Origin of the sequence: Clavibacter tessellarius (assembly GCF_001618005.1) — a bacterium.
Taxonomy (GTDB): domain Bacteria; phylum Actinomycetota; class Actinomycetes; order Actinomycetales; family Microbacteriaceae; genus Clavibacter; species Clavibacter tessellarius_A.
In genome coordinates this window covers 1-21,737 of the sequence record NZ_LQXA01000001.1, presented here as the reverse complement: position 1 = coordinate 21,737, position 21,737 = coordinate 1, and the positions used below count along the sequence as shown (strand labels likewise).

Sequence of the window (21,737 nt, the reverse complement as noted above, 5' to 3'; positions counted from 1 at the left end):
CGGGCGCCGGAGCGGCCGCGGTCGGCGCCTTCTCCTTCGACGCCGTGCGCGCGGCCTTGGCGGCGGCGGCCTCGCGGGTCGCCTCCTCCCTGGCGCGCACCTTCTCCTCGGCGCGGCGCGCCTTCTCGCGGCGCGCCTGCTCCCGACGCTCCGCGGCGGTCGCGGGAGCGGCGGGCGCAGTGGGCCGGACGGGTGCCGGGAGCGGCGCCGCGGGCACGAACACGGGCGTCGGCGCGGCGATGGGCGGGTGCTCGGGGTTGACGCCGACCGGGTTCTCGGCCGTGCGCGGCAGGTCGATCGCGGACGTCTGGTACTGGCCGCCGAGCTCGTCGCGGACGACCTCGCCGCCGATCAGCTCGATGACCCGCTTCTGCATCTGGTCGACGATGCCGGAGTCGTGGGTGGCCATGATGACCGTGGTGCCGTTGGCGTTGATCCGCTCGAGCACCTGCATGATGCCCGCGCTCGTCAGCGGGTCCAGGTTGCCGGTCGGCTCGTCCGCGAGGAGCACGGCCGGCTTGTTCACCACGGCCCGCGCGATGGCGACGCGCTGCTGCTCGCCGCCGGAGAGCTCGTGCGGGAGGCGCTGCTCCTTGCCCTTGAGGCCCACCATGTTGAGGACGTCGGGGACGGCCTCCTGGATGAAGCCGCGCGACTTGCCGATCACCTGGAGGGTGAAGGCCACGTTGTCGAACACGGACTTGTTCGGGAGCAGCCGGAAGTCCTGGAACACCACCCCCAGGCTGCGCCGGTAGTACGGGACCTTGCGGCTCGACAGCTGGTTCAGCTGCTGGCCCAGGACGTGGATCGTCCCTTGCGTGGGCCGGTCCTCCTTGAGCACGAGACGCAGGAAGCTGGACTTGCCGGACCCGGATGCACCGACGAGGAAGACGAACTCCCCCCGGAGGATCTCGAGGTCGACGGAGCTCAGCGCCGGTCGGGGGTTGCCGGGATACACCTTGGATACGTGGTCGAACCTGATCATGTCGGTACGACCCTAGGCACCAGACCTCCGGAACGCCGCATCGACTCACCGCGGCGGGCGGTCCCCCGGACTCTCTCAGGCGCGGTCGGGCGACTTCCGCCAGCGGATGCCCGCGGAGATGAAGCCGTCGAGGTCGCCGTCGAACACGTTCGACGGGTTGTTGACCTCGTGCTCCGTGCGGAGGTCCTTGACCATCTGGTACGGCGCGAGCACGTAGCTGCGCATCTGGTCGCCCCAGCTCGCCGTGATGTTGCCGGCGAGCTCCTTCTTGGTGGCCGCCTCCTGCTCGCGCTGCACGAGGAGCAGGCGCGACTGCAGCACCCGGAGGGCGGCGGCGCGGTTCTGGATCTGGCTCTTCTCGTTCTGGCAGGTGACGACGATGCCGGTCGGCAGGTGGGTGATGCGCACCGCCGAGTCGGTCGTGTTGACGGACTGGCCGCCGGGGCCGGAGGAGCGGAAGACGTCGACCCGCATGTCGTTCTCGGGGATCTCGACCGACTCGGTCTGCTCGATGAGCGGCACGACCTCGACGGCGGCGAACGACGTCTGGCGCTTGCCCGCGGAGTTGAAGGGGCTCATCCGCACCAGGCGGTGCGTCCCGGCCTCGACCGAGAGCGTGCCGAACGCGTAGGGCGCGTCGATCTCGAACGTGGCGGACTTGATGCCCGCCTCCTCCGCGTAGGACGTGTCGAGCACGGTGGCGGAGTAGTCGTGCTGCTCGGCCCAGCGCAGGTACATGCGCATGAGCATCTCGGCGAAGTCGGCCGCGTCGACGCCGCCGGCGCCCGCGCGGATCGTGACCACGGCGGGGCGCGGGTCGAACTCGCCGTTGAGGAGCGTCTGCACCTCGAGCTCGTCCATGATCTTGGTGATGCCGGCGAGCTCCACGACCGCCTCCTCGGCGGACTCCTCGTCGTCCTTGGCCATCTCGACCAGCACGTCGAGGTCGTCGAGGCGGCGCTGCAGCTCGTCGATGCGCTTCAGCTCCGACTGGCGGTGGCTCAGGTCGCTCGTGACCTTCTGCGCCTTCTCGGTGTCGTCCCAGAGGTCCGGCTCGCCCGCCTGGGCGCTCAGCTCCTCGACCTCCTGCTGCAGGCGCTCGACGCCGACGACCGAGCGGATGTTGGAGTAGGTGTCGCGCAATTCTGTGATCCGCGAAGAGAAGTCCTGGTCGATCATGGTGCCGCCCAGCCTACCGGCAGGCCCGGCGGGGACCCCGGCCGCCCGCGCGTAGGCTCGGGGGCGATGTCCAGCCCCGAGACCCCCTTCTCCCTTCGCGCGGTGGCGCTCCCGGCGCTGCTCCCCGCGCTCCTCTTCTCCATCGGCGAGGGCGCCATCATCCCCATCATCCCGATCGTCGCGGGCAGCCTCGGCGCCTCGCTCGGCATCGCCGCGTTCATCGGCGGCATGATCATGCTCGGCGAGCTCGTGGGCGACATCCCGAGCGGATCCGTGGTGAGCCGCATCGGCGAGCGGACCGCGATGATCGGTGCCGCCTTCGTCTCCATCGGCGGCCTGGTGCTGTGCCTCCTCGCGCCGAACCCGCTCGTGCTCGGCGTGGGCGTCTTCCTCATCGGCGTCTCGACCGCCGTCTTCGCGCTCGCGCGCCACGCGTTCATGACGAGCTTCGTGCCGCAGGCGTTCCGCGCCCGCGCGCTGTCGACGCTCGGCGGCACGTTCCGGGCCGGGTACTTCGTGGGGCCGTTCCTCGCCGCGGGCGTGATCCACCTGACGGGGGCGTCGCAGTCGGCGTTCGCGATCCACATCGTCGCGTGCCTCGCGGCCGCCGTGACGCTGCTCGTGCTGCCCGACCCGATGGACGTGGTGCGCCGCAACCGGGCCGCCGACCTGCAGAGCGCCGCGCCCGCGACGGCCGGCGAGCCGCAGGCCGACGAGTCCGTCGCGGGCGCCGCTCCCCCGGCACGGACGTCGGACGGTCTCGCGCGGACGCTGTGGCGGTTCAAGGGCGTGCTCGTGAAGCTCGGCTCGGGCGCCGCACTCATCGGCGCGATGCGCGCGGGCCGCGGCGTGCTCCTCCCCCTGTGGGCCGTGAGCATCGGCATCTCGGACACGAACACGGCGCTCATCATCGGCATCGCGGGCGGCGTGGACTTCGCGCTCTTCTACGCGAGCGGCCAGATCATGGACCGCTTCGGCCGCCTCTGGAGCGCCGTGCCGTCGATGGTCGGCCTCGGCGCCGGCTACCTCGTGCTCGCGCTCACCCCCGACCTGCCGACGAGCGTGCAGTGGTTCATCGGCGTCGCCATGTTCATGTCGGTCGCGAACGGGATCGGCTCGGGGATCCTCATGACCCTCGGCGCCGACCTCGCCCCGAAGGAGGACCCGGCCCCCTTCCTCGGCGCCTGGCGTTTCACGGGCGACGCCGGCAGCGCCGCGTCCCCGCTCCTCATCGCCGCGCTCACGGGTGCCGCGTCGCTCGCCGTCGCCAGCGGCGTGATGGGGGTGCTCGGGCTCATCGGCGCCGGGATCCTCGTGCGGTACGTGCCCAGGTACGTCCCGCGGAAGCCGCGGCCCGCGCGCTGACAGGGCTCGGGCGGACCGCCGTGGCGGCGAGCCAGCCTGATCAGTACCACCGCGCGGCGTCGCCCGGGCCGCCCGGGCGCCGGAGACCGCTCAGCCCCCTCCCACGGGTCCCGGCGTCGCCGCGCCCGGGCCCACGAGCACGCCGCGGGCCGTGCTCGTCACGTCGATGCGGATGCCGTCCGGCACGAGCAGCGAGGCGACCGGCGGGATCCACGTGCTCGACAGGGTGACGCGAGCGCTGCGGCCGTCGGGCGAGGTGGCGCCGTCGACCCGCAGGTCGTGCAGGCCGGCCGTCGGCTCCTCGGCGAGGAACCGCGTGACGGTGTCGGCCACCCACGCGTCCGTCAGCACCGGATGCGGCGCACCGCCGGAGTCGGCGCCGAGGGCTCCCGGATCGACGGGGCCGTCGACGTCGAAGGACTCGGCGCCGGCGAGCGCGGCGGCGTCCGCGAGGTCGGAGAGCCGGACGCGCTCGAGGTAGAGGGAGGACGCCGCCGAGACCATGAGGATCACGGCGAGCCCGAGGGCGCACGCCGCGATCACGAGCAGGAGGATCGACCCGTCGTCGTCCCTCGCGCCCGCGCCGAGCAGCCCGGGTGCCCGGCCGTCGCGGATGCGCCGGATCACGGCGCGCTCCGCGCGAAGACGGAGACGCGCTCGTCGGCCGCGCCGGCGACGACCACGGCTCCCGGCGTGTCGGGCCCCAGGGCCGGCGGAGCGAGCGGCAGCCCGGCGGAGACGCGCACGGAGACGTGCACGAGGGAGCGCGGGACGTGGCATGCGCGCGGATCCGGCGTGCAGGTGATGTCGAGGACGATGCCCGTGGGCGGCACGCCCTGGTCGGCGAGGGCGACCTCGACGGCGGCCTCCGCTTCCCGGCGCCCGGCGGCGTCGTCGGCGGCGCGGACGTACACGCGGACCGCCTGCCGCGCGGCCCCCTCGGTGGCGAGCGCCGCGCCCTGGATCGCCGACAGGGCGAGCACCAGGTAGACGAGCGGCACGAGCAGCAGCACGCCGGCGGTGATGAACTCGAGCGCGGCCGACCCGCGGTCGTCAGTCCAGGCGCTCCACGGCCGCATGCCCCGTCACCTCCAGCCCGCGGTCGACGCCGAGGAGGCCGAGCAGCGGGAGCGTGGTGCGCACGGTGACGCTGACGACCGGGTGGCCGAGCACGGTGCCGGTCGCCGCGGTCACGTCCCCCGCGTACCGCTCGCCGACGGCCGCCGCGATGAGGTCGTGCGTGCGCTCGACCCCCTGCCCGCGCGTCGAGCCGGCGAGCGCCGCGACCCGCGCTCCCTCGGCGGCAGCATCGAGCACGGTCGTGCGCACGTGCAGCGCGAGGGCGAGCTGCACGACCGACAGGGCGAGGACGACCAGCAGCGCGCCGACCATGACGAACTCGGCCGGAGCCGAGCCGCGGTCGTCGCGCATCAGAAGGACGTGACCCGGTCGATGGCCTGGGTGAAGACGTTCTGGAGCAGGGGGCCGGCGACGCCCCAGAGGATGATGACGAGCCCGGCGGTCATCAGGGTGATGAGCACCCAGCCCGGCACGTCGCCCCGGTCGTCGTCCAGGCCGACGCCGGGTGCCGTGGTCGTGTCGATGCCTGCGGGTGGACGGGTCATGTCGTGCCTCTCGTTCGGTGATGGTGGTGGCGCGCTACAGCCCGAGCTGCAGCACGAAGACGCCCGGGAAGAGGGCGAAGACGATGGTGAGCGGGAGGATCAGGAACACCAGGGGCACGAGCATCCCCACCTCCTTGCGGCCGGCGCTCTCGAGGAGCTCGCGCTTGGCGACCTCCCGCGCGTCCTGCGCCTGCGCGCGGAGGACCTCCGCGAGCGGCGTGCCCCGCTCGAGCGAGCCCGCGAGCTGGTCGACCAGGCGCGACACCGCCGGGAGCGCCAGCCGACGCGCGAGGTCGTCGAAGGCGCGCGCGACGGGGATGCCCGTGCCCACGTCGCCGACCACGCGTCCGAGCTCGGCGGCCAGCTCGCCGGAGCCCACGCGCGCGACGCGGCGGAGGGCATCGAGCAGGCCCTCCCCCGCGGCGAGGCTGAGCGCGAGGAACTCCAGCACCGTCGGCAGCTCGGCCGAGATGCGGGCCAGGCGCCGCTTCGCGCGCCGCTCGAGCGCCGAGTCGCAGAGCACGAGCCCCGTGATGCCGCCCACGACGGGGACGACCACCAGCTGCGCCTGCGGGAGCGATCCTGCGAGGAGGGCGGCGCCTGCGATCACGGCCGAGGAGAGGGCGCCGAGGGCGGCGCCCAGGACGAGGCCGACCAGCTGCCGAGAGCGGTGCCGCTCCACGTCGTCCGCAGATCCCGACTGCGACAGGAGCCGCTCGATGCGCTCCGTGCCGCCGAGCACGCGCGAGAGCCCGCGGCGCAGGGGCACGACCGCGGGGGCGCCGAGGGTGCCGAGGACCGGGAGCGGATGGACGGTGGTGAGCGCGAGGTGGCGGCGCGCCCCGTCGGAGACGTCGAGCACATGCGGCGCCACGCGGTCGAGCAGGCGCGCCCGACGCAGCCTCGGCACCGCTCCGAGCATGGTCCAGAGGCCGAGGCCGGCGACGAGCCCGAGCACGGCGCCCCAGGACTCGACGCCCGTCACGCGAACCACCTCCGGTCCTCGGGGAGGCGGCCGAGGGCGAGCATCACCCGGTAGGCCACAGCGGACACGGCGAGCCCGATCACGATGACGACCGTGCCGGTGGGCGTGTCGTAGGCGGCGACCGCTTCCGAGCGGGTGGAGAGGAGCGCCAGGATGATCCACGGCGCGGCGACGCCCAGCTTCGCCGCGTTGACGACCCACGACTGGCGAGCCTCCGCCTCGCTGCGGATGGCGGCCTCCTCCCGCAGGAAGCGTGCGAGCCCGCGGAGCACGTCGGGCAGCTCGGTGCCGCCGACCTCGCGGGCCATGCGGAGGGTCTCGAGGATCCGGTCGGCCGTGGGATCCGCGAGGCGCGCCTTGAGCTCGTCGAGGGCGACGGCGAAGCTGCCCGTGGTGCGGTTGTCGGCGGCGAACGCGCGGAAGGCCGGTCGCAGCACGGCCGGCCCGGCCTCAGCGAGCGAGGCGACCGCGTCCGGCAGGCCCATGCCGGCGCGCACCGCGCTCACGAGGTGGTCGACGACGTCGGGCCAGACGGCGCGGTACGCCCGGCGACGCGACGCCGACCGCGCGCCCACCGCGATCCACGGGAGGGCGGTGCCCGCGACCCCCGCCGCGACGGCGGCGCCGTCCACGCGCAGCAGCGCCTCCACCAGCACACCGGCCGCGAGGCCGACGAGCGCGGAGATCGCGAGGAAGGAGCTGACGGAGACCTTCGCGAGGCCCGCGTGGGTCAGGCGGTCGTGCACCGCATCCGCCGCTCCTCTGCGCCCTCCCGATGCCTCGGGCGTCCCGGGCCACAGCCGCGGGGCGAGCATGAGCACCAGGCCGGCGCCGAGGGCGAGGCCGAGCGCGATCCTCACGGCGCCCCCACCAGCACGCGGAGCGGATCGAGCCCCGCGGCGTGGTACTTGGCGAGGTGGGCCGGCTGGCCGCCCGTCGCGGTGAGCACGCCGTCATCCAGCGCGAAGACCGAGCTGGCCTCGATGACCATGCCGGTATGGCGGCCGCCGGGCGCGAGGATCTCGACCACGCGGCGGGCACCCGAGGGCCGCACCTCGAGGTGCACGACGAGGTCGACCGAGCTCGCGACCGTGGGCACCACGAACGCCGAGTCGATGTTGCGGCCGGCGAGCAGCGGCAGCGTGCACATCTTCACGAGCGCCTCGCGCGCGCTGTTGGCGTGGAGGGAGCACATGCCCGGAACGCCCGAGTTCAGCGCGATGAGGAGGTCGAGGCACTCGGCCTCGCGCACCTCGCCGACGACGAGCCGGTCGGGCCGCATCCGCAGCGCCTCCTTGATGAGGCGCCGGAGCGTGATCTCGCCCGAGCCCTCGAGGCTCGGCTGCCGGCACTGCATGGCCACGACGTCCCGACCCGCGGGATCGAGCTCGAACGTCTCCTCGACCGTGACGATGCGGTCGGAGGCGCGGGCGGCGGACAGCAGCGCATCGATCATGGTGGTCTTGCCGGTGTGGGTGGCCCCGCTCACGACGATGGACAGCCCGGCCCGCACGCTCATGCGCAGGAACTCCGCGGCCTGCAGCGGCAGGCTGCCGAGCGCCACGAGGTGGTCGAGGTCCCGGATCCGCCGGGAGAACTTGCGGATGTTCACCGCCCAGTGTCGGCGCGTGACGTCCGGGATGACCACGTGCAGGCGCGACCCGTCGGGCAGGGACGCGTCGACGAACGGCGTGGAGAGGTCGACGCGGCGGCCGGAGGACTGCAGCATCCGCTCGACGAGGTCGCGCACCTCCGCGTCCGAGAGGACGAGCGAGGTCAGCTCCGGGACGCCCGAGCGGGCCACGAACACGCGCGTGGGCGCGTTGATCCAGATCTCCTCGATCGTGTCGTCATCGAGCAGCGGCTGCAGGGCGCCGAAGCCCGTGATGCGCGCCAGCACCTCGCGCTCGGTCGCGGACTCGTCGTCGAGGAGGCGCACATCGGATCCGAGCGCCTGCTCCGCGAAGCGCCGAACCTCCTCGCGCACCACGGCCGCCGTGCCCGCGGCGTCGGGAGCAGCCTCGTCGCGCAGGCGCTCCCGCACGCGTCCGGAGATGATGTCGAGGGGCGTCCGCGTCTGCACCCGCACAGGATGCTGATCAGGACCCGATCCCGCACGGGCCGTCCACAGGTCGCGCCGCTACGGCACGACCGGCCTCAGTACCCCAGCTCCGCCTTCGCCGCCGCGTACGCCTGGCGCACCGCGGGCACGCCCGGCGCGTCGAAGACCTCGGCGCCCGCGAGGGGCCACTCGGGGACGCTGCCCGTGAGGATCCACGCGGCCTGCTTCGCGGCGCCGTCGGCCACGAACTCGCCGGCGTCCGGCACGTGGATCGGGACGCCGAAGATCGTCGGCGCGATCTCCCGCACCGCACGGCTCTTCGCCCCGCCGCCGATGAGGAGCACGCGCTCCACCTCGACGCCCTGGCGCGTGATCGCGTCGAGGCCGTCGGCCAGGCCGCACAGCATGCCCTCGACGTGCGCGCGGGCCATGGTCGCCGGCGTCGAGTTGCGGAGGGTCATGCCGTGCAGCGACGCCGTCGCGTCGGGGAGGTTCGGGGTGCGCTCGCCCTCGAAGTAGGGCAGGAGCACGAGGCCGTCGGATCCCGCGGGGGCCTCGAGCGCGAGGTCCGACAGCCTCGCGTGGTCGACGCCGAGGAGGCGCGCGCCGCCGTCGAGCACGCGGGCCGCGTTGAGGGTCGCGATGAGCGGGAGGAAGTTGCCCGTGGCGTCCGCGAAGCCCGCGACCGTGCCGGACGCGTCGGTGATGGGATCCGCCGTGACGGCGAACACCGTGCCGGACGTGCCGATGGAGACGACGACGTCGCCCGGCACCGCGCCGAGGCCGAGCGCGGCGGCCGCGTTGTCGCCCGCGCCGGGGCCGACGGGGATGCCGGCAGGGACGCCGGGGATGCCGTCACCCGTGACGCCGGCGGACTCGCCGGGGCCGAGCACGCGCGGCAGGCCGACGACGCGGCCGAGCGCGCGCTCCAGCAGGTCGAGGCGGTACTCCCCCGTGACGCTCGACCAGTACGCGGTGCCGCTCGCGTCGGAGCGGTCGGTGGCGAGGGCGGCGAGGTCCGGGGATCCGACGCCGTGGCCGAGGAGACGCCAGGTCAGCCAGTCGTGCGGGAGGGCGACGGCCGCGACGCGGGCCGCGTTCTCGGGCTCGGCGTCGCGCAGCCAGCGGAGCTTGGTGGCGGTGAAGGACGCGACGGGGACGACGCCCAGGGCGCTCGCCCAGGCCTCGGCGCCGAGCTCGTCGCGGAGGTCGGCGGCGGCCTGGGCGGATCGCGTGTCGTTCCAGAGGAGCGCGTCGCGGACGACGGCGCCGGCCTCGTCGAGGCAGACCATGCCGTGCTGCTGGCCGCCGACGGAGACGGCGGCGACGTCGTCGAGTCCGCCCGCATCGGCGATCGCGGCGAGGAGGGCGTCCCACCAGCGGGCGGGATCCACCTCCGAGCCGTCGGGGTGGGACGCGCGGCCGGAGCGCACGAGGGCGCCCGAGTCGAGGTCGCGGACGACCACCTTGCAGCTCTGCGTGGAGGAGTCGATGCCTGCTACCAGTGTCTTCGTTGTCACGATCAACATATTAGGGGGCGTCCTAAGCTGGTCGGGCACCCGCGGGAGTGGTGGAATCGGTAGACACGCAGGATTTAGGTTCCTGTGCTTTCGAGCGTGAGGGTTCAAGTCCCTTCTCCCGCACGAGGGCGAGGCCCGCCCGCCCACGATCGACGGGGAGCGGATCCGCCCGGCCGCGACGCTCCGACCCGCGACGAGGAGCACCCGTGGACGACCGCCTCCGCCTCTGGACCGAACCGACGCCCGTGCACCCCGTGCCGCGGCTCGCCGAGGCCGTCGGGCTCCGGCCCGACCGGCTGCTGATGAAGCGGGACGACCTCATCGGCTGGGGCGGCGGCGGCAACAAGGCCAGGAAGCTCGAGCGCTCGCTCGGGCGCGCGGTCGCACGCGGGGCGGACACCGTCGTCACCACGGGCGCCGCGCAGAGCAACCACGCGCGCATGACGGCCGCGGCCGGCGCCGCCCTCGGGCTCGACGTCGTGCTCGTGCTCGAGGGGCACGCGGTCGCCGAGCGCGGCAACGTGCTGCTCGACGCGCTGTACGGGGCGCGGATCGTCTGGTCGGGGGACGAGAGCGCCGAGACGCGCGCCGGGTCCGTCGTAGCGGCGCTCGAGTCGGCGGGCGCGCGCGTCCACCGGGTGGCGTTCGGCGGATCCGACGCGCACTCCGTGCAGGGCTTCGTCGACGCGGGCCGCGAGCTGACGGCGCAGGTCGGCGAGGTCGACCACGTGGTGGTCGCGCTCGGCTCCGGCGGGACCATGGCCGGCCTCGTCGAGGCCCTCGGCCCCGAGCGCGTCCTCGGCGTGCACTGCGGGGCCGTCGCCGAGCCGCGCGACGTGGTCGCGGGGTTCCTCGCGGAGCGCGGCACGGGCATCTCCGCCGACCGGCTCCGCATCGACGCGGGCCGCGTCGGCCCCGGGTACGCGCACCTCACCGATGACGCGCGCGCCGCGCTGACCCTCGTCGCCCGGACCACCGGGATCCTCCTCGACCCCACCTACACCGCGCGGGCTGCCGCCGGGCTGGTCCAGGCGGTGCGCGCCGGGTCCATCGGTCCGGACGACCGCGTCGTGCTCTGGCACTCCGGCGGCGTGCCCGGCCTGTTCGGGCACGCCGAGCTCGGCGGCTGAGGACGCGGCGCCCCTCGACCGGGGGGTGGCGGGAACTCGGCGCGCTCGCGGCGGCTCCCGTTATCCTGTGCTCTGCCGCCGGTCGATCGATCCCGTCGTCGCGGCCCACCACGACTGGAGCCCCACACGTGCATCCCCAGCTCTTCGACTTCCTCGACTCGACGACCCTCATCGAGTCGTTCGGGGGATTCGCCCTCGTCGGGATCTGCCTCATCATCTTCGCCGAGACCGGCCTGCTCTTCGGCTTCCTCTTCCCAGGCGACACGCTGCTGGTCATCGCGGGCCTCACGCTCCCCGGCATCACGGGCATCGACATCTGGTGGATCTGCCTCGCCATCGCGTTCTCGGCGTTCGCGGGCGGAGAGGTCGGGTACCTCATCGGCCACAAGGCGGGCCCCCGGGTCTTCGAGCGCAAGGACTCCGGCATCTTCAGCCGACAGAACGTGGTGCGCACGAACGCGTTCTTCGCCCGGTTCGGCGGACTCGCGGTCATCGCGGCGCGCTTCGTGCCGATCATCCGCACGTTCGCGCCCATCGCCGCGGGCGTCGGCCACATGGACTACCGCAAGTACTCCTTCTACAACGCCATCGGCGCCATCATCTGGGGCGCCGGGCTCACCTACCTCGGACACCTGCTCAACGGCTTCCCGCCCATCCGCGACTTCGTCACGCACTACATCGACTACGTGCTGCTCGGCGCGGTCGTCGTCACCGCGGTGCCCACCCTGATCCACTTCCTCCGCGCCCGCAAGCACGCGCGCGACGAGGAGGCGGCCGGCGTCGCGCACGACGGCGAGGACCTCGCGCTGGCGCCCGAGAGCTTCGACCAGGACGCCACGAACGATCCCCGGCGCTGAGGCGCTCCCCGACGGCGGATCCGCCGGGCTGAGGGGCGGCTGCCGGCGCACGCGCGGCCGCGACCGCCCGCGTCAGACGTGGTGGCGGTGCTCGTGCCCCGCGTGCTCCGCCGGCTCCAGCTGGAACGTGCTGTGCTCCACGTCGAAGTGGTCGTCGAGGCAGCTGGCGAGCCGGTCGAGCAGCTCGCCCGTCCTGCCCTCGCGGAACACCTCCTGCTCGACGACGACGTGGGCGGTGAAGACGGGCGAACCCGAGGTGATGGCCCACACGTGCACGTCGTGCACCGCCGTGACGCCGGGGGTCTCGAGCAGGTGGGCGCGGATCCGCTCGGGCTCGGTGCCCACGGGCGTCGACTCGGCGAGCACCCGCAGCACGTCCCGCAGCAGCACCACGGCGCGCGGGACGATGAGCGCGGCGATGACGAGGGACGCGATCGCGTCGGCGCGGCCGAAGCCCGTGAGCGCGATGACGAGCCCGGCGACGATGGTCGCGACGGAGCCGAACGCGTCGCCGAGCACCTCGAGGTACGCGCCGCGCAGGTTGATCGAGCGCTCCGCTCCCCCGCGCAGCACGAGGAGCGCGGCGACGTTGGCGACGAGGCCCAGCGCCGCGGCCGCCAGCATCACGCCCGGGTCGATCTCGGGGCCCTCCGGCGCGAGCAGCCGCTGGACGCCCTGCACGGCCACATAGACCGCGACGACCGCCAGGATCAGGCCGTTGACGAGCGCGCCGAGCACCTCGCCGCGCTGGAAGCCGAAGGTGTGCCGGTCGGTCGCGGGTCGGGCGGCGACGATCGTGGCGACCAGCGCGATGCCGAGGCCGAGGAGGTCGCTCGTCATGTGGCCCGCGTCCGCGAGGAGGGCCAGGGACCCCGAGACGAGCGCGCCGACCACCTCGACCACGAGCACGAGGGCGGTGATCCCGAGGGCGACGACGAGGCGACGACGGTCGGTGGTGGCCGCGCCGTGGTCGTGCGGTCCGGGGGCCATGCGTCCACCGTACGGGCCCGTCACCACGCGGATCCAGCCCGGGGCGCAGTCGGGAACGACTCCCGCTCTCAGCAGCTCCGGGAGAGCGCCTCAGTCCTCGCCGAGGAGCTCCCGCCGCACCACCGGCATGATGGCGTCGAACGCGAGCGCGCGGTGGCTGACGCGGTTCTTCTCGTCCGCGCTCAGGGCCGCAGCGCTCGCGCCGCCGGTGGCCGGACGGAAGACCGGGTCGTAGCCGAACCCGCCCTCGCCCGCGACCTCGCGGAGCACGGACCCCTCCCACACGCCGACGGCCGTGCGCTCGACGAGGCCGTCGGCCGTCGGCACCACGAGGGCGGCCGCGCACGTGAAGCGCGCGCCGCGATGGGCGTCCGGCACGTCGCCGAGCTGCCAGAGGAGCAGCTCGAGGTTGGCGCGGCTGTCGCGCGCGGGGCCGGCCCAGCGCGCCGAGAAGATGCCGGGCGACCCGCCCAGGATGTCGACGCCGATGCCGGAGTCGTCCGCTAGCGCTGCCCGGCCCGTGTGGAGCGCGGCGGCGCGGGCCTTGATGAGCGCGTTCTCCTCGAAGGTCGTGCCGTCCTCCACGGGCTCCGGGCCGTCGTAGGCGACGAGGTCGATGCCGTCGAGGCGCGCCCCGAGGATCCGGCGCAGCTCCTCGACCTTGTGGGCGTTGTGGGTGGCGAGGACGAGCGGGATCACGGGCGGGATCCTCAGCGCCCGAGCGCCTGCGCCTGCAGGGCGGTGAGCGTGGTGCCTCCGCCGAGCGCGAGGTCGAGGAGGGCGTCGAGCTCGGCGCGGTCGAAGGGCGCGCCCTCGGCCGTGCCCTGGACCTCGACGAACGAGCCGCTGCCGGTCATCACGACGTTCATGTCGGTCTCGGCGCGCACGTCCTCGACGTAGGCGAGGTCGAGCAGCGGCTTCCCGTCGACGATGCCGACGGAGACCGCGGCGACGCTGTCCTTCAGCGGGGTGGCCTTCTGCCCGATGAACTTGCGCTCGCGGCCCCACTCGAGCGCGTCGGCGAGGGCGACGTACGCGCCGGTGATGGCAGCCGTGCGGGTGCCGCCGTCGGCCTGGAGGACGTCGCAGTCGATGACGATCGTGTTCTCGCCGAGCGCCTTCATGTCGACGACGGCGCGGAGGCTGCGGCCGATGAGGCGGGAGATCTCGTGCGTGCGGCCGCCGACCTTGCCCTTGACGGCCTCGCGGTCCATGCGCTCGTTGGTGGCGCGGGGCAGCATCGCGTACTCGGCGGTGACCCAGCCCTGGCCGCTGCCGGCCTTCCAGCGCGGCACGCGGTTGGTGAAGGAGGCGGTGCAAAGCACGCGGGTGCGCCCGAAGGAGATGAGGGCGGATCCCTCGGCCTGCTCGCTCCAGTTCCGCTCGATGGTGATCTCGCGCAGCTGGTCGGCGGTGCGGCCGTCGTGGCGGGGGGTGTCGTCGGTCATGTGCGGCCTCGGCTCGTGTCGGGGGTGGGGGTGCCGTCGTCGGCCGGACGCGTCACCGCGTGCGGACGGGGCGGGCGGGGAAGCTGGATGGCGCCGGTCTCGACGAGCTCGACGTGCGTGACGCCCGTGCCGAGCATCCGGCGCGCGAGCGTCTCGAAGTCGGACGCGCTGCCGCCGGTGGCCTCGTAGCGGATCACCGGGGGCGTGTCGGAGCGGCGCTCGAGGCCCGCGGACACCAGCTCGCGGTAGACGTCCTTGGCGGTCTCGGTGTCGCTCGAGACGAGCGTCACCTCGGGGCCCATGAGCAGCGAGATCGCCCCCTCGAGGAACGGGTAGTGCGTGCAGCCGAGGACGAGCGTGTCGACGCCCGCGGCCTTCAGCGGCGCGAGGTACTCCTCCGCGGCGGCCATGAGCTCGGGGCCGGAGGTCTCGCCGCGCTCGACGAACTCCACGAACCGCGGGGCCTCGGCGGACGTGAGCGCGAGGTGCGGCGCCGCCGCGAAGGCGTCGTCGTAGGCGCGGCTCGTGACCGTGGCGTGCGTGGCGATGACGCCCACGCGGTGGTTGCGGGTGACGCTCACGGCCGTGCGGACGGCCGGCTGGATCACCTCGACGACCGGGATGTCGTACCGCTCGCGCGCGTCCCGCAGCATGGCGGCGGACGCGGTGTTGCAGGCGATGACGAGGAGCTTCACGCCGCGCTCGACGAGGTCGTCGAGCACCGCGAGGGCGTACCGGCGGACGTCGGCGATGGGCTTGTCGCCGTAGGGCGTGTGGGCGGTGTCGCCGATGTAGACGATGGACTCGCGCGGGAGGAGCGTCGTCACGGCGCGGGCGACGGTGAGGCCGCCGACGCCGGAGTCGAAGATCCCGATCGGCGCGTCGCTCATCCCGCCAGCCTACCGGCGGGCCGCACGCCGACCGGCGGCAGGACGGGCCCGGGCGACCCACCGCTCACATGGACCGCCGCGCGTCCTCTTGGGCGACCAGCTCCGGCAGGTCGGTCAGCCGCTTCAGACCCGCGAGCGGCTGGGCCATGCGCGCGTTGCCGCGGAAGCGGCCCTGGTTGCGATCGAGGAACCACCAGTAGCCCGCGGTGTACGGGCACGCCGTGGGCCCGACGCGCACCTTGGGGTCGAACGGGCAGCCTCCGCAGTGGTCGGTCATCCGGTCGATGTAGGCGCCGCCTCCCGCGTACGGCTTCGTCGCCATGCGGCCGCCGTCGGCGTGCAGCGCCATGCCCACCACGTTCGCGGGCATGACCCACGGGGTGCCGTCGACGAACGAGTCGATGAACCAGTCGTTCATGGCCGCGGGGTCGTAGCCGCGTTGGAGCGCGAGGTTGCCGAGGATCATCAGCCGCTCGATGTGGTGCGCCCACCCGTGCGTGCGGACCTTGTCGACCACGTGGGCGAGGCACGCGGCCTCGATGCCCGACGCGTCGAGCTCGAGCAGCGCGGTGGGCACGCCCCGATGCGCGTCGAGCCGGTTCTGCGACGTGTAGTCGTGCTCGAAGGCCCAGTAGAGGTGCCACACGTAGTCGCGCCAGCCCATGATCTGCCGGACGACGCCCTCCACGCTCCGGATGGGCGCGCGGCCCGCGGCGTGCTCGGCGACGATGCGCTCGATGACGTCCGCCGGATCCAGCACGCCCATGTTCATGGTGGCGCTCAGCAACGAGTGCGCCATGGTCCAGTCGCCCGCGAGGGAGGCGTCCTCGAAGGGGCCGAAGTCGTTGAGCCGGGTCGTGACGAAGTCCTCGAGGGCCAGGCGCCCCTCCTCCGGCGTGACGGCGAACCTGCGCGGGCCGTCCTCGCCGACGAACCGCATCAGCCCCTCGTGCTCCCACCGGTCGAGGTCGGCTCGCACCTCGGCGTCGATGTCGTCCTCCTCGGGCCACCAGGGCTCCGGCAGGCCGAGGCTCGTCGCGCCCTTCGGCGGCCGCTCGCGGTTGTCGTGGTCGTAGTTCCAGCGGCCGCCGACCGGGTCGTCGCCGTCCATGAGGATGCCCGTGCGGGCGCGCGACCAGCGGTAGAAGTCCTCCATCACCAGCCGGTTCGACGTGCGGCCCGCCGTCCACTCGGCGAACTCCTGCTCGCTCGTGACGAAGCCGCGGCTCGGCAGCACCTCGGCCCCGATCTCCGCCACGAGCCGACGGAGCCCGCGCGAGGTGGGGTCGACCACCTCGAGGTCGTCGCGACCCGTGACCACGTCGCGGTAGTGCTCCACCTGGTGGAACTCGACCCGGTCGCCGAGGGCCCGGGCGCGGTGCCGGATGCCCGAGAGGATGAGGTGCGCCTTCGCCCGGTGGTACGGGCGCCGGGCCAGCAGCCCCCGCGACTCGATGAGCAGCATGGGCCCGCCGTCGTCGAAGTGCTCGCCCAGCTGGTCGGCCAGGATCCATCGGGTGCGCTGCATGCTGCGACCCTAGGCCGGACCCCCGACACCGGCGCGGCGCGTGCGCCCGGCCGACCGGCCCGCCTCCGGGCGACGCGCCACCGCGGCGCGACCACCCCGACGCGCCACCGCGACGGGCCGGCCGCGAGGGCGCCGCCCTAGGCTGGGGGCGTGCACCAGGCGACCTCCCTCCTCACCGACCGGTACGAGCTCACGATGCTCGACGCAGCGCTGAAGGCGGGGACCCACGACCGCGAGTGCGTCTTCGAATGCTTCGCCCGCCGCCTGCCGAGCGGCCGTCGCTTCGGCGTCGTCGCCGGCACCGGCCGTCTGCTCGAGCTGATCCGCGACTTCCGCTTCGGCGACGCGGAGCTCGAGTACCTGCGCTCCGAGCGCGTCGTCGGCGAGGAGGCGCTGGCCTGGCTCGCCGACTACCGGTTCCGCGGCCGCATCACCGGCTACCGGGAGGGCGAGATCCACTTCCCCGGATCGCCGCTGCTCACCGTCGAGGCGCCCTTCGCCGACGGGGTGATCCTCGAGACCCTCGTGCTCAGCGTCCTCAACTACGACTCGGCGGTCGCGAGCGCGGCCGCGCGCATGGTCCAGGTGGCTGGCGGACGTCCCCTCGCGGAGATGGGATCGCGCCGCACGGGCGAGCGCTCGGCCGTCGCGGCCGCGCGCGCCGCCTTCATCGCGGGCTTCAGCGCCACCTCCAACCTCGAGGCTGGCCGCACGTGGGGCGTCCCGACGATGGGGACGGCCGCCCACTCCTTCACGCTCCTGCACGACACCGAGGAGCAGGCCTTCCGCGCGCAGGTCGACGCGCTCGGAGCGGCGACCACCCTCCTCGTCGACACGTACGACGTGCGCCAGGGCGTCGAGACCGCGGTCCGCGTCGCGGGCACGGGCCTCGGCGCCGTGCGACTCGACTCCGGCGACCTGCCGGTGCTCGTGGGCGAGGTGCGCGCGCAGCTCGACGCGCTGGGCGCCACGGGCACGCGGATCACCGTCACCAACGACCTCGACGAGCACGGCATCGCGGGCCTGGCCGCCTCCCCCGTCGACTCGTACGGCGTCGGCACGTCGCTCGTCACCGGCTCCGGCGCCCCCGCCGCCGGGATGGTCTTCAAGCTCGTCGCCCACCGCGAGGCCGGCGGGCGGGGCGAGTGGGTGGCCGTCGCCAAGCGCTCCACCGGCAAGCAGAGCCGCGGCGGCCTCAAGGGCGCGCTGCGGCGGCATGACGCGGAGGGCATCGCGACGGCCGAGCTCGTCACGGTGGGGCCGCACCCGGATCCGCGGCCGGGCGACCGCGACCTCCTGGTCACGCTCGTCGAGGATGGCGAGCCGGACCCCCGCTGGCTCGGGGCGGAGGGCACCGCCGCGGCCCGCGCGCACCACGCGAGCGTCGTGCGGGACCTGCCGGCGCAGGCGTTCCGGCTGCGAGCCGGCGACCCGGCCATCCCCACCGAGGAGGGCGCGCCCGCCTGATGCCGCGGGGGTCGATCCGGGTCTACTCGGGCTTCATGCCCTCGTAGATGCGCTTGCAGTCCGGGCACACGGGGAACTTCTCGGGGTCGCGGCCGGGCAGCCACTTCTTGCCGCAGAGCGCCTTGACGGGCTTGCCGCTGAGGGCGGACTCGAGGATCTTGTCCTTCTTCACGTAGTGCGAGAACCGCTCGTGATCGCCGGGCTCGATCGTCTCCTGCTCGAGGAGCTCCTCGAGCTCGCGGTCGAGGGTGTCGGTTCCGCCGCCCTGCGTGGGGCTCCCGGGGGACTGTTCGATGCTGAGGATGACCATCGTCCCAGTGTACTTTTCCCCGCCCACCGCGACCCGGGCGGAGGCACGCCCGTGCCGCGGACCGGGCTCAGCGGCGCTGACCCGGCTCAGTGGCGCTGCCCGGGCTCAGTGGCGCTGCGCGAAGGCCAGCAGCTCGGGACCGCGGCGCTCGAAGACGCGACCGCCGCCGACCACCCCCACGACGAGCGCGAGGACGCCGATCCCGAGGCCCACGACGAGCGACCACGTCGGGTAGGCGCCGCCGTGCACGAGCCCGAGCCAACCGAGCCACACGGAGGGCAGCGCCAGCACGACCGTGGCGATGAAGGTCAGCGTCGGCACGGTCGACGCGCCGGCGCCGACCGTCTGCGGCGCGTGGAACGGGCTGTCCCCGGGCCGGGAGGCCGGATAGGGGAAGCGCGCCGAGAACAGCGACGCCAGCCCGACCCCGGCGAGCAGCACGCCGCCGCTGACGCCGACGACCGACGGCAGCACCGCCGGGTCGCCGAAGCCGAGGGCGCTGAGCGGCGCTCCGATCGCGACCAGCGGCACGCCGATGGCGAGCACCGGCACGAGGCGCCCGATGCGGTCCGCCGTGCCGCGGATCCCCGACACCACGTGCAGCCACACCGCGGTGTGGTCGTGGGCCGTGTCGTTGTGGACGCTCCAGCCGAGGAACAGCGCCATGACCGGCAGCGGGACGAGCGCGAGCACGTGGGCGTCGACGTCCACGATCACGAGCGGGACGAGCAGGACCAGCGGCAGCACGGGGATGAGGACGAGGGTCGCACGATAGCGGGGGTCGCGGACCCAGTAGGTGATGCTGCGCGCGGCCACGGCCCCCGCCGGCGATGCGCCGAAGCGGCCGAACCAGCCGAGGCCGGTCTGCGTCCGGCCGCCGCGCGCCCGATCCGGTGCCGTGAGGGACCACGGGACGGCCCGCGTCCAGAGGAGCGCGAGGAGCGCCGCGGAGGCGAGCGCGACGAGGAGCATGCCGAGCGCCCCGCCGGCGTCGCCCGCGGCGGCGGCGGCGGGAGCGGCCCACGCGGCCCCGATCGGGGTCCAGGCGAGCACGCCCAGGAGACCCCGGACCGGCCGGAGGCCGTCGTCGAGGAGGTCGGCCTGCGCGAGGGCGACGACCACGGGGACGAGGAGCACGGCGACCAGCCCCGCGACGAGGCCCGTCGCCTCCCGCGCGCGGCGCGTGCTGAGCAGCACCGATGCGGCGACCGTGCTCAGCCGCGCGACGAGCACGCAGGTCACGACGGCGGCCGCGGCGGCGAAGATCGCCACCAGGGCGGTCGCGGGATCGCGGGCCCACGTCACGACGGTGGTCAGCGCGACCACCACGAGGGCCGCGCCGGGAGCGCTCACGAGCGCGGCGACGCCCAGAGCCAGGGCCAGGGGACGCGGCTCGAGTCCGTAGGGCGCGAATCTTCGGGGATCCAGGGCGTCGTCGGAACCGAGCACGAGCGGCACCACGAGCGCCCCGAGGACCACGAGCGCTCCCCCGGCGACGACGATGTCGCGCGCGGAGGCGACGTCCGCGTCGCGGAGGCCTGCCAGGGCGCCGATCGCGAGCACCGTGACCAGGATCCCGTACACGGCGGCGACGACGAGCCCGAGCACCTGCCACGGGCTCCGGCGGAACGCGTTGGCGAGGAGGGCGAGCCTCAGTCGGAGAACGAGTGCAACCACGAGAACCCCTCCGCCGTGCGTCGACCGCCGGCCAGCGCCACGAAGCGCTCCTCGAGCGTGCGCCCGGCACGGACCTCGTCCATGGTGCCGGCGGCGAGCACGCGTCCGTTGACGATGATCGCGACGTGGTCGCAGATGCGCTGGATGAAGTCCATGCCGTGGCTGGAGAGCACCACCGTGCCGCCGTGAGCCACGTAGTCCTGCAGGATCTCCACGATGTTCGCCGCCGACACGGGGTCGACCGACTCGAACGGCTCGTCGAGCACGAGCAGGCGCGGGGAGTGGATCATCGCGCAGGCCAGCGCGACCTTCTTGGCCATGCCGGCCGAGTAGTCGGTGACCAGACGCCCGACGGCGTCCTCCAGCCCGAAGGCGGCGACGAGGTCGGCCGAGCGGTCGCGGATCTCCGCCGCGTCGAGCCCGCGGAGCGCCCCCGAGTAGTGCAGGAGCTGCGCGCCCGTCAGGCGGTCGAAGAGGCGCAGCCGGTCGGGGAGGACGCCGATGCTGCGCTTGGCCGTGAGCGGCTCCCGCCAGACGTCGATGCCGTTGACGGAGACCGTTCCGGCGTCGGGGCGCAGGAGTCCCGTGACCATCGACATGGTCGTGGTCTTGCCCGCACCGTTCGGCCCGACGATGCCGTAGAAGGAGCCCGCGCGGACGGTGAGCGCGACCTCGTCCACGGCCACCTTCTCGTCGAAGCGCTTGGTGAGCCCCTGGATGACGAGGACCTCGTCGCCCAGCTCGGGCGCGGCGGCCCGGTCGCCGCGGACGGAGGGCGTGAGCGCCGTCTCGTCGACCCGCGCGAGGCCGGCCCGCGGCGATCGCGGCGCGGTGAGGCTGTCGGTGCGGACGGTGACGACGCGCGGGGGCTCCGGCGCGGGATCCGCAGCGGCGGCGCTCCCGTCGGCGGGCTCCGTCTCGGGTCCCCCCTCGGGCTCGCCCTGCTCCCCTGCCGTCGGTTCCGCCTCGGACGTGGTCGCATCGTCGGTCGCGGTCACGTCGTCGTTCACTGTCACGGTCATTTCGTCGGTCGCGGTCACGTCGTCGGTCGCGGTCACCTCGCCGGACGCGGTCGCCTCGCCGGACGCAGTCGCGTCATCGGGAGCCGCGTCCGCCGCGCCGGTGTCGGACCCCGACGGGGCCCGGGCGTCGTCGTGCTGCACGCCATCACCGGGCTCCGCGACGGCCTCAGCGCCCTCGTCGGCGCCGTCGTCGGCGGCTGCCGCGTCCCCGGATGGAGCATCGCCGGGGAGGGCGTCCGCGGTTCCGACGGCCTCGTCCACGACGAGCACGTCCGCCACGACGGGCACGTCGTCGTCGGCCGAGGCGTCGTCGGCGGCGTCGTCGTCGTGCGGATCCTCGCCTCCGGCACGTGCGGCGTGCTCCTGCTCGGCGGCGTCGAGGATCCCCCGCAGCTCCGCGACGGCGTCGTCGCGCTCGGTCGTCGCGGCGACGGATCCGGCGCCCTCCGCCGACGCATCGACCGTCGCGGGGACCGATGGCCCCTGCTCGTCGTCGGACGTCGTGGCGTCCGGACCGGCGTCGACCGCGGTGGCTCCGGCCGGACGCTGCACCCGGGTCCGCTTCCGCACGCGCGGGGATCGCGTGGACGAGGCCGCCGTCCCGTCCGCGCCGTCCTCGCTCGGGGCCGCCGGACGGGCGGCGGGCGGCGTGACGCGGGGCGCCTTGACGCGCGGCGCCGTGGGGGCGACCACCACG

At 74.3% G+C, this 21,737-nt stretch carries 22 protein-coding genes and 1 tRNA gene; 5 read left to right on the top strand and 18 right to left on the bottom strand.

Features of this window, described 5'->3' with window-relative positions; all coding sequences use genetic code 11:
• Positions 1 to 985: cell division ATP-binding protein FtsE (ftsE, locus tag AWH51_RS00115; RefSeq protein WP_081234706.1), on the bottom strand; the 985-nt coding region annotated here is incomplete at its 3' end.
• A gap of 75 nt (positions 986 to 1,060) precedes the next feature.
• Positions 1,061 to 2,164, bottom strand: coding sequence for a peptide chain release factor 2 (prfB, locus tag AWH51_RS00110; RefSeq protein ID WP_063070114.1), 1,104 nt, complete (start codon positions 2,162 to 2,164; stop codon positions 1,061 to 1,063).
• Between the two features lie 66 nt (positions 2,165 to 2,230).
• Here prfB and AWH51_RS00105 point away from each other — a divergent pair, with 66 nt between their 5' ends.
• Complete coding sequence (locus tag AWH51_RS00105; protein ID WP_063070113.1) at positions 2,231 to 3,529, top strand: MFS transporter; 1,299 nt, start codon at positions 2,231 to 2,233, stop codon at positions 3,527 to 3,529.
• 90 nt (positions 3,530 to 3,619) lie between these two features.
• Here the strand turns inward: AWH51_RS00105 and AWH51_RS00100 are convergent, their stop codons facing one another.
• The 8 genes from AWH51_RS00100 to xylB form a co-directional block, all read right to left on the bottom strand.
• Entirely contained in the window at positions 3,620 to 4,156 is a 537-nt protein-coding gene (locus AWH51_RS00100) for a pilus assembly protein TadG-related protein (protein WP_063070112.1), read from the bottom strand.
• Positions 4,153 to 4,608 carry a hypothetical protein gene (locus AWH51_RS15790; RefSeq protein ID WP_063070111.1) on the bottom strand — a complete coding sequence of 152 codons (456 nt, stop codon included), beginning with the start codon at positions 4,606 to 4,608 and terminating at the stop codon, positions 4,153 to 4,155. The genes AWH51_RS00100 and AWH51_RS15790 overlap by 4 nt, the downstream gene beginning before the upstream one ends.
• Positions 4,583 to 4,960: a TadE/TadG family type IV pilus assembly protein gene (locus AWH51_RS00090; RefSeq protein WP_063070110.1), complete on the bottom strand. Its 378-nt coding sequence runs from the start codon at positions 4,958 to 4,960 to the stop codon at positions 4,583 to 4,585. The genes AWH51_RS15790 and AWH51_RS00090 overlap by 26 nt, the downstream gene beginning before the upstream one ends.
• The gene (locus AWH51_RS00085; protein WP_063070109.1) at positions 4,960 to 5,154 is read right to left on the bottom strand and encodes a hypothetical protein; all 195 of its coding nucleotides are present in this window, start codon (positions 5,152 to 5,154) and stop codon (positions 4,960 to 4,962) included. The genes AWH51_RS00090 and AWH51_RS00085 overlap by 1 nt, the downstream gene beginning before the upstream one ends.
• Before the next feature lie 34 nt (positions 5,155 to 5,188).
• Positions 5,189 to 6,139 (bottom strand): type II secretion system F family protein, encoded by a 951-nt coding sequence (locus AWH51_RS00080; RefSeq protein ID WP_063070108.1) that lies wholly within the window; start codon positions 6,137 to 6,139, stop codon positions 5,189 to 5,191.
• Positions 6,136 to 6,999: a type II secretion system F family protein gene (locus tag AWH51_RS00075; protein WP_063070107.1), complete on the bottom strand. Its 864-nt coding sequence runs from the start codon at positions 6,997 to 6,999 to the stop codon at positions 6,136 to 6,138. The genes AWH51_RS00080 and AWH51_RS00075 overlap by 4 nt, the downstream gene beginning before the upstream one ends.
• A complete protein-coding gene (locus tag AWH51_RS00070; RefSeq protein WP_063070106.1) occupies positions 6,996 to 8,228 on the bottom strand; it encodes a CpaF family protein in 1,233 nt (410 codons plus the stop codon). The genes AWH51_RS00075 and AWH51_RS00070 overlap by 4 nt, the downstream gene beginning before the upstream one ends.
• 68 nt (positions 8,229 to 8,296) lie before the next feature.
• Positions 8,297 to 9,730 (bottom strand): xylulokinase, encoded by a 1,434-nt coding sequence (gene xylB, locus AWH51_RS00065; protein ID WP_063070105.1) that lies wholly within the window; start codon positions 9,728 to 9,730, stop codon positions 8,297 to 8,299.
• A 32-nt stretch (positions 9,731 to 9,762) separates the two neighbouring features.
• On the opposite strand from xylB, the gene AWH51_RS00060 reads away from it, so the two are divergent.
• From AWH51_RS00060 to AWH51_RS00050, 3 genes are all read left to right on the top strand, one after another.
• A tRNA-Leu gene (locus AWH51_RS00060) sits at positions 9,763 to 9,844 on the top strand.
• A gap of 83 nt (positions 9,845 to 9,927) precedes the next feature.
• Positions 9,928 to 10,851, top strand: coding sequence for a pyridoxal-phosphate dependent enzyme (locus AWH51_RS00055; RefSeq protein WP_063070104.1), 924 nt, complete (start codon positions 9,928 to 9,930; stop codon positions 10,849 to 10,851).
• A 128-nt stretch (positions 10,852 to 10,979) separates the two neighbouring features.
• Entirely contained in the window at positions 10,980 to 11,708 is a 729-nt protein-coding gene (locus AWH51_RS00050; RefSeq protein WP_063070103.1) for a DedA family protein, read from the top strand.
• A 72-nt stretch (positions 11,709 to 11,780) separates the two neighbouring features.
• Here the strand turns inward: AWH51_RS00050 and AWH51_RS00045 are convergent, their stop codons facing one another.
• The 5 genes from AWH51_RS00045 to AWH51_RS00025 form a co-directional block, all read right to left on the bottom strand.
• Complete coding sequence (locus tag AWH51_RS00045) at positions 11,781 to 12,698, bottom strand: cation diffusion facilitator family transporter (RefSeq protein WP_063070102.1); 918 nt, start codon at positions 12,696 to 12,698, stop codon at positions 11,781 to 11,783.
• Between the two features lie 90 nt (positions 12,699 to 12,788).
• Entirely contained in the window at positions 12,789 to 13,397 is a 609-nt protein-coding gene (locus tag AWH51_RS00040; RefSeq protein ID WP_063070101.1) for a non-canonical purine NTP pyrophosphatase, read from the bottom strand.
• 11 nt (positions 13,398 to 13,408) lie between these two features.
• Positions 13,409 to 14,146, bottom strand: coding sequence for a ribonuclease PH (rph, locus tag AWH51_RS00035; protein ID WP_063070100.1), 738 nt, complete (start codon positions 14,144 to 14,146; stop codon positions 13,409 to 13,411).
• Entirely contained in the window at positions 14,143 to 15,036 is an 894-nt protein-coding gene (gene murI, locus AWH51_RS00030) for a glutamate racemase (RefSeq protein WP_063070099.1), read from the bottom strand. Before murI ends, rph begins: the two co-directional genes overlap by 4 nt.
• 64 nt (positions 15,037 to 15,100) lie before the next feature.
• Positions 15,101 to 16,564, bottom strand: coding sequence for a cryptochrome/photolyase family protein (locus AWH51_RS00025; protein ID WP_063070098.1), 1,464 nt, complete (start codon positions 16,562 to 16,564; stop codon positions 15,101 to 15,103).
• Positions 16,565 to 16,714: 150 nt separating this feature from the next.
• On the opposite strand from AWH51_RS00025, the gene AWH51_RS00020 reads away from it, so the two are divergent.
• Positions 16,715 to 18,031, top strand: coding sequence for a nicotinate phosphoribosyltransferase (locus tag AWH51_RS00020; protein WP_081234702.1), 1,317 nt, complete (start codon positions 16,715 to 16,717; stop codon positions 18,029 to 18,031).
• 22 nt (positions 18,032 to 18,053) lie between these two features.
• Here the strand turns inward: AWH51_RS00020 and AWH51_RS00015 are convergent, their stop codons facing one another.
• The 3 genes from AWH51_RS00015 to AWH51_RS16400 form a co-directional block, all read right to left on the bottom strand.
• Entirely contained in the window at positions 18,054 to 18,341 is a 288-nt protein-coding gene (locus AWH51_RS00015; protein ID WP_063070097.1) for a DUF3039 domain-containing protein, read from the bottom strand.
• A 105-nt stretch (positions 18,342 to 18,446) separates the two neighbouring features.
• The gene (locus AWH51_RS00010; RefSeq protein WP_063070096.1) at positions 18,447 to 20,018 is read right to left on the bottom strand and encodes a hypothetical protein; all 1,572 of its coding nucleotides are present in this window, start codon (positions 20,016 to 20,018) and stop codon (positions 18,447 to 18,449) included.
• Positions 19,994 to 21,737, bottom strand: a 1,744-nt coding sequence (locus AWH51_RS16400; RefSeq protein ID WP_368072665.1) for an ABC transporter ATP-binding protein, incomplete at its 5' end; no start/stop codon positions are given. The genes AWH51_RS16400 and AWH51_RS00010, both read right to left, overlap by 25 nt.

What these genes read in the sequence shown, in the direction of transcription:
- rph (WP_063070100.1), bottom strand. Translation starts at nt 14,146, where the DNA reads ATGACCGACGACACCCCCCGCCACGACGGCCGCACCGCCGACCAGCTG.
- murI (WP_063070099.1), bottom strand. Translation starts at nt 15,036, where the DNA reads ATGAGCGACGCGCCGATCGGGATCTTCGACTCCGGCGTCGGCGGCCTC.
- AWH51_RS00015 (WP_063070097.1), bottom strand. Translation starts at nt 18,341, where the DNA reads ATGGTCATCCTCAGCATCGAACAGTCCCCCGGGAGCCCCACGCAGGGC.
- AWH51_RS00025 (WP_063070098.1), bottom strand. Translation starts at nt 16,564, where the DNA reads ATGCAGCGCACCCGATGGATCCTGGCCGACCAGCTGGGCGAGCACTTC.
- xylB (WP_063070105.1), bottom strand. Translation starts at nt 9,730, where the DNA reads ATGTTGATCGTGACAACGAAGACACTGGTAGCAGGCATCGACTCCTCC.
- prfB (WP_063070114.1), bottom strand. Translation starts at nt 2,164, where the DNA reads ATGATCGACCAGGACTTCTCTTCGCGGATCACAGAATTGCGCGACACC.
- AWH51_RS00090 (WP_063070110.1), bottom strand. Translation starts at nt 4,960, where the DNA reads ATGCGCGACGACCGCGGCTCGGCTCCGGCCGAGTTCGTCATGGTCGGC.
- AWH51_RS00105 (WP_063070113.1), top strand. Translation starts at nt 2,231, where the DNA reads ATGTCCAGCCCCGAGACCCCCTTCTCCCTTCGCGCGGTGGCGCTCCCG.
- AWH51_RS00045 (WP_063070102.1), bottom strand. Translation starts at nt 12,698, where the DNA reads ATGGCCCCCGGACCGCACGACCACGGCGCGGCCACCACCGACCGTCGT.
- AWH51_RS00085 (WP_063070109.1), bottom strand. Translation starts at nt 5,154, where the DNA reads ATGACCCGTCCACCCGCAGGCATCGACACGACCACGGCACCCGGCGTC.
- AWH51_RS15790 (WP_063070111.1), bottom strand. Translation starts at nt 4,608, where the DNA reads ATGCGGCCGTGGAGCGCCTGGACTGACGACCGCGGGTCGGCCGCGCTC.